The following is a 4,869-nucleotide window of genomic DNA, read 5'->3' on the forward strand; positions in this document are numbered from 1 at the left end:
AAAAGTAAAATCCAAAACAATTAAATTTAATTATAAAGGATAAAAAAATGACAAAAAAGAAAAGAGAACGAAAAGAACTTAGAAATACCTATAATTACAAATTTGCTTTGTTGCGGTTGAGTATTATAGGATTACTTCTTTCTCTTTTCGGCAGTGTGTTGAAATTAAAAGGAGAATTTGAAAAGAACCAAAGAAAAATAAAGAAAATCCGAAAATATCCCGAAATTATTTTTGGATTAAGAGATAAAAAGAATAAACAATAGGTGTAATAATACATTAGAGGAATGGATAGAAGACTATTTAGAAAATAATAAGAAAGGAGAATAAAGTGGCGAAGGACAAAAAAAAGTATGATTCTCAAGGGCGAGAAATTATACCCTTAAAGCAACAAGAAGAGTTGCCTCAACAACTAAATCCTATTCAGTTAAATGAATTAGGAGCAAAGACTCCGAGAGCCTTTATCAAACAAAGGAAGGGTCGAGGTGGTGGACAATTTGATTATGTAGAGATCGGTTATGTAATTGATAAGCTCAACAGGATTTTCGGTCCGTTAGGGTGGGATAGTGAAAGCGAGTTAGTCCCCGAATTATCGACTGAATTATTTGTAACTGTAAAAGCAACTTTAACTATAAAAGACCATAAAGGAAGCTTTATCAAGAAACAAGCATTTGGCGGAGTTGATAGGAAGTTCTTTAAGAATAAACCTCACATTCCAGCGAATTATGTTGATATTGCCGATGACGCCAAGAGCGCTGAAGCAGACGCCATGAAAAAAGCTGCTTCAAAATTCGGAGTTGCTTTCGATGTATTCTATCCTGATGTTATAAGAATAAAGGAGTTAGTAGTGAAGGAAGAAAGCCCAGCACCTTTTACTTGCGATAGATGTAAAAAGCTAGGCAAAGAAACAACAATCACAGAGCAACAAGCAAAGATGACTAAAGATTTTTTCGGGTTTAAATTGTGTGATCATTGTAGAATGGAAGCGATGAAATATAAGGCAGAAAAAGAAGAAAATAAATCTTCTAAAACGACAGAAAAAATGGTTCAATGCAAGCGATGTAGCAAAGAAATAAGTGAAGCACAAGCAAAATATTCCAAAAAAATGTTTAAAAAACCACTCTGTAAAGAGTGCCAAAAGAAGGAAAAATAATGATATACCTTACAGTTATTGTGAACGAGAAAAAAAGAAAAAGAGTTTATAAAAAAAGGCAAAAATGTTAAAAACAAAACTTTATAATGGAACTATCGAGGTTCAATTTGATGAACTTAGGCACAAGTATTATGTAAATGGCAAACGTCGACCTGGAGTGACTACATATTGCGGAGTGATAGATAAATCGAAAGCATTAGTTCCTTGGGCAGTTAAAAAAGCAGTTGAGTATATTAGGGTTCATCTCGAAGATTTGAAAAAGGGTAAAATCCTTATAGAAGAATTTAACCAAAATGAAATACTCTATGGAGCAAAGAATGAAGCGGATAGAGAAAAAAATGTTGCCGCGGAGATCGGTAAGGCAATTCATAAATGGGTAGAAGATTATGCGAATAAAAAGAAACCTGAAATGCCTGAAGATAAAAAAATTCTTAATGGCGTAAATGCTTTCCTTGATTGGATCAAAGAAGAAAAGTTTAAAATCAAGCATAGCGAAATGATAGTCTATTCAAAAAAATATGATTTTGTTGGAACGCAAGATATGGAATTAGAAAAAAACGAAAAATTTTATCTCGGAGATATCAAAACAGGAAAGGGAATTTATAACGAAATGAGGTTACAGACAGCCGCGTATATGGAAGCAAGACAAGAGGAAAGTAAGAAAAAATATGACGGAAGATTTTTAATTCAGTTAAACAAAGAAACTGGTGAATTTTTCCCTTACTTCTTGGATTATCAAAAAGGCGAATATGAGAGAGATTTTAAGGCTTTTATACATTGCAAAGCAATATATGATTGGCAAAAGATAGTAAAGTTAAGCAGTTAAAAGTTAATAGTAAGAAAGGAGTTAGACAATGTTAGAAGAAATCAAAGACCCTAAAATAAACGATAAGGATTATGTAAAATCTTATGTTTTCCAGTTTGAAATTCCAAAATGGTATGAAGTTTGGAAATGGTTTAGACAGGAAAAACTATTAGACCAAACGATTAGCACAGAGGATTTTACCTTATCATTTTTAGGCAATAACCGATACTATCTATCAATCAAAAGAACACCAGCAATAATTAAAACGAATGTCGATAAAGATGTTCTCGACTTTCACAAAATGACGAAAGGAATCAAAAATGATAGCAAAAAAGAAGGAAGTGGAACAAATAAAAACTAAAAAGGTTTTTTCCGCTCCTGCTATTCTACAAGTGGGAAGTCCAACAAAAGACGGAGGGCTTCGATTAAAAGTAGAAACGAATGAATTATCAGAGAACGAAATAGCAATGTTAATGAAGCAGTTTAATAATAAATTTGGGTGGATATTATTTTCCGCTAACAAAATGAATGATGATAATATACCAGAACAACAGGCAGATTCAGAAGGTCGCAAAATGAAAACTCCGAGCCAACGATTAAGAGCAACTCTGTTTGTTTATTACACTCAACGAATAGATAAGAGTAAAACTTTCGATCAGTTCTATGTTGAGCAAATGGAAAAAATAATTGATAGATTTAAAGCTAATTTAGACGATTAAAAAATGTTTACAAACAAAAATAAAAGTATTAGAATTGAATTAAATAGCGAGAATACTAAGGATTTTCTTATAAGAAACTGCAATTGCCTATCTGGATCAACCTTATTCCTTAGGGTTCTCGCCCAGATAGGCGATTTTAGTTTATTGAAGAAAGGACAATTTATTAACAGTAAATTATCAAGAAAAAAAGATATTATTTAATGGTAGCGAGGTTTTTGTATAAAGGGATAAAGATGGCTAATCCTCAAAAAGAAAATGGTTATACTGCTATAGCAAATGAAATTTTAGAAAAAATTATTGCTAGCGGCTTAAATGGAACAGAAATATTTATTATTTTATATATATTAAGAAAGACATATGGTTATCAAAAAAAAGAAGATATTATTTCTTTAAGTCAATTTATGAAAGTAATTCCCGTAACAAAGCCAAGCATATGTAAAGCATTAAAAATATTACAACTAGTAAAGATAATTAAACTAGTAAAGAAAACTAAACTAGGCAATTCGTATCTATTTAATAAAAATTACAACGAATGGCAGCTAGTAAAGAAAACTAAACTAGTAAAGAAACAGGTAATTAAGCTAGTAAAGAAAACTTACCATACAAAAGAAAAGGAATATACAAAAGAAATATATACAACTTTTTTTGAAAAATTCTGGGATTTATATCCTAAGAGAAATGGAAAGAAGCTTTTAAAGCAAGATGCTTATCAATGGTTTAAAAAGAATATAACCGATAAAGACTTAGATAATCTTTTAATATCTACTAAGAATTATGCAAATTCTAAGTCAGTAAAAAGTGGTTATGCTAAGGATGCTATTCACTGGCTTAGAAAGGAGTGGCAATATTGGATAGAGCCAGAACAGCAGACTTTACAATCACAAGATGAATTAAAAAAGGAGTATTATGAAAAAAACTTTAATCATTAAGCAAATAAATGGTAAAACAAAAAAAATTTTAATAAGCAAAGATGATTTAGAAGAAATAGAATGTGGTGCAATGAGAATCAGAGTGGACAATCAAGGATCTGAATATTTATCTGTAACTCAGCAATTAGATCCAAGATGGGAGAATAATTGGGATACAGATAAGCATTTTATAAAAGAAGAAAATAATATAAGTAAAGTGATTTATAAGTATTTACCTTTAAAGATGTATAAATTAGAAAAAAGAAGAGAACAAAAAAAGAAGCAAGAATTGATTGAGCAAAGAAACTTAAATGAAATTATTGAATATAATCAAATAGAATGATTTTAATGGAATTAACTAGACGACAATTATATTGGAAAGAATATTACAAAAAAAACAAAGAAAAAATAACTAATTAAAAGGAGGAAAAATGACAAATCTAAATTATGGCGACATAGTTTATAGGCAAGGAGATGTAGGATTAGAATTAATTAAATCTTTGCCTAGGGGCTTAAAAGAAGTCAAAGACAAGACGTTAGCATTGGGAGAGGTTACAGGTCATAAACATAAGTTTGTAACCGATGATGCGAAGGTTTGGGAAGATGATAACGGCAACAAGTATATAGCTGTATTATCACCCGCCACTCTTTACCATGGGAACGAAACACAGATCGCCAAGACAATAGAAGCACCTGAAAAAGTGGATTACGAAGCAGAGGATATACATAAACCTAACACGTTTCATAAGGCATTTTACAGGGTAGTACCGCAGATAGAATCCGACCCTTATGGAGGAGTTCAGAATGTCAGAGACTAGGAAGATTACTAAATTAACGCCAAAGCAAAAAGCTCAAATTCCTGCTCACATTGATAAATGGATAAAAATAGGGCTAAGAACAGGCGAAACCGATTGGGAAACTTTTGATAAATATATGCCTATTTGCTACAAGAAGGCAGAGTTAGAATACCCTAAAAATATAGTGAGGGTTTCTTCTCCATTAGTCGGAGCATTGGCTGCTTCTATTGCTGATAGAATATCGAATGGAAAAACTGTCAGAAGAGTGATTGACGGAGAGGTTAGAGATACGATTGACAGAGCGGTTGGAGGAGCGGTTGACGGAACGGTCAGAAGAGCGGTTGACAGAGAGGTTGGAGATACGATTGGAAGAACTGTTGACAGAGAGGTTAGAGATGCGGTTGACGGAATTATCAGAGCTGCGGTTGACGGAGAGGTTGAAGATACGATTGGAAGAACTGTTGACAGAGCGACTAGAGATGCGGTTGAC

General features: G+C 32.3%; 8 protein-coding genes and 1 pseudogene. All 9 read left to right on the plus strand.

Annotated features, from left to right (window positions below; genetic code table 11):
* Nucleotides 1-47: 47 nt before the first annotated feature.
* Nucleotides 48-263 carry a hypothetical protein gene (locus COZ07_RS04355; RefSeq protein ID WP_406607365.1) on the plus strand — a complete coding sequence of 72 codons (216 nt, stop codon included), beginning with the start codon at nucleotides 48-50 and terminating at the stop codon, nucleotides 261-263.
* A 65-nt stretch (nucleotides 264-328) separates the two neighbouring features.
* Nucleotides 329-1,150, plus strand: a complete 822-nt coding sequence (locus COZ07_RS04360) for a Rad52/Rad22 family DNA repair protein (RefSeq protein WP_406607366.1) — start codon at nucleotides 329-331, stop codon at nucleotides 1,148-1,150.
* Nucleotides 1,151-1,214: 64 nt separating this feature from the next.
* Nucleotides 1,215-1,976 carry a hypothetical protein gene (locus tag COZ07_RS04365; RefSeq protein ID WP_406607367.1) on the plus strand — a complete coding sequence of 254 codons (762 nt, stop codon included), beginning with the start codon at nucleotides 1,215-1,217 and terminating at the stop codon, nucleotides 1,974-1,976.
* A gap of 28 nt (nucleotides 1,977-2,004) precedes the next feature.
* Complete coding sequence (locus COZ07_RS04370; RefSeq protein WP_406607368.1) at nucleotides 2,005-2,316, plus strand: hypothetical protein; 312 nt, start codon at nucleotides 2,005-2,007, stop codon at nucleotides 2,314-2,316.
* Nucleotides 2,276-2,674, plus strand: coding sequence for a hypothetical protein (locus tag COZ07_RS04375; RefSeq protein ID WP_406607369.1), 399 nt, complete (start codon nucleotides 2,276-2,278; stop codon nucleotides 2,672-2,674). The genes COZ07_RS04370 and COZ07_RS04375 overlap by 41 nt, the downstream gene beginning before the upstream one ends.
* Nucleotides 2,675-2,907: 233 nt before the next feature.
* A complete protein-coding gene (locus tag COZ07_RS04380; protein ID WP_406607370.1) occupies nucleotides 2,908-3,603 on the plus strand; it encodes a replication protein in 696 nt (231 codons plus the stop codon).
* Nucleotides 3,581-3,925 carry a hypothetical protein gene (locus COZ07_RS04385; RefSeq protein ID WP_406607371.1) on the plus strand — a complete coding sequence of 115 codons (345 nt, stop codon included), beginning with the start codon at nucleotides 3,581-3,583 and terminating at the stop codon, nucleotides 3,923-3,925. Before COZ07_RS04380 ends, COZ07_RS04385 begins: the two co-directional genes overlap by 23 nt.
* An 88-nt stretch (nucleotides 3,926-4,013) precedes the next feature.
* Nucleotides 4,014-4,400 carry a hypothetical protein gene (locus COZ07_RS04390; RefSeq protein ID WP_406607372.1) on the plus strand — a complete coding sequence of 129 codons (387 nt, stop codon included), beginning with the start codon at nucleotides 4,014-4,016 and terminating at the stop codon, nucleotides 4,398-4,400.
* Nucleotides 4,387-4,869 (plus strand): annotated as a pseudogene (locus tag COZ07_RS04395) (hypothetical protein); the annotation flags it as partial. The gene COZ07_RS04390 and the pseudogene COZ07_RS04395, both read left to right, overlap by 14 nt.

It is taken from the genome of Candidatus Infernicultor aquiphilus (assembly GCF_002784285.1).
Classification (GTDB): domain Bacteria; phylum Atribacterota; class Phoenicimicrobiia; order Phoenicimicrobiales; family Phoenicimicrobiaceae; genus Infernicultor; species Infernicultor aquiphilus.

Excerpts from the sequence above, each read along its gene's own strand:
- COZ07_RS04370 (WP_406607368.1), top strand. The coding sequence starts at position 2,005 with ATGTTAGAAGAAATCAAAGACCCTAAAATAAACGATAAGGATTATGTA.
- COZ07_RS04355 (WP_406607365.1), top strand. The coding sequence starts at position 48 with ATGACAAAAAAGAAAAGAGAACGAAAAGAACTTAGAAATACCTATAAT.
- COZ07_RS04385 (WP_406607371.1), top strand. The coding sequence starts at position 3,581 with ATGAAAAAAACTTTAATCATTAAGCAAATAAATGGTAAAACAAAAAAA.
- COZ07_RS04375 (WP_406607369.1), top strand. The coding sequence starts at position 2,276 with ATGATAGCAAAAAAGAAGGAAGTGGAACAAATAAAAACTAAAAAGGTT.
- COZ07_RS04365 (WP_406607367.1), top strand. The coding sequence starts at position 1,215 with ATGTTAAAAACAAAACTTTATAATGGAACTATCGAGGTTCAATTTGAT.
- COZ07_RS04380 (WP_406607370.1), top strand. The coding sequence starts at position 2,908 with ATGGCTAATCCTCAAAAAGAAAATGGTTATACTGCTATAGCAAATGAA.
- COZ07_RS04390 (WP_406607372.1), top strand. The coding sequence starts at position 4,014 with ATGACAAATCTAAATTATGGCGACATAGTTTATAGGCAAGGAGATGTA.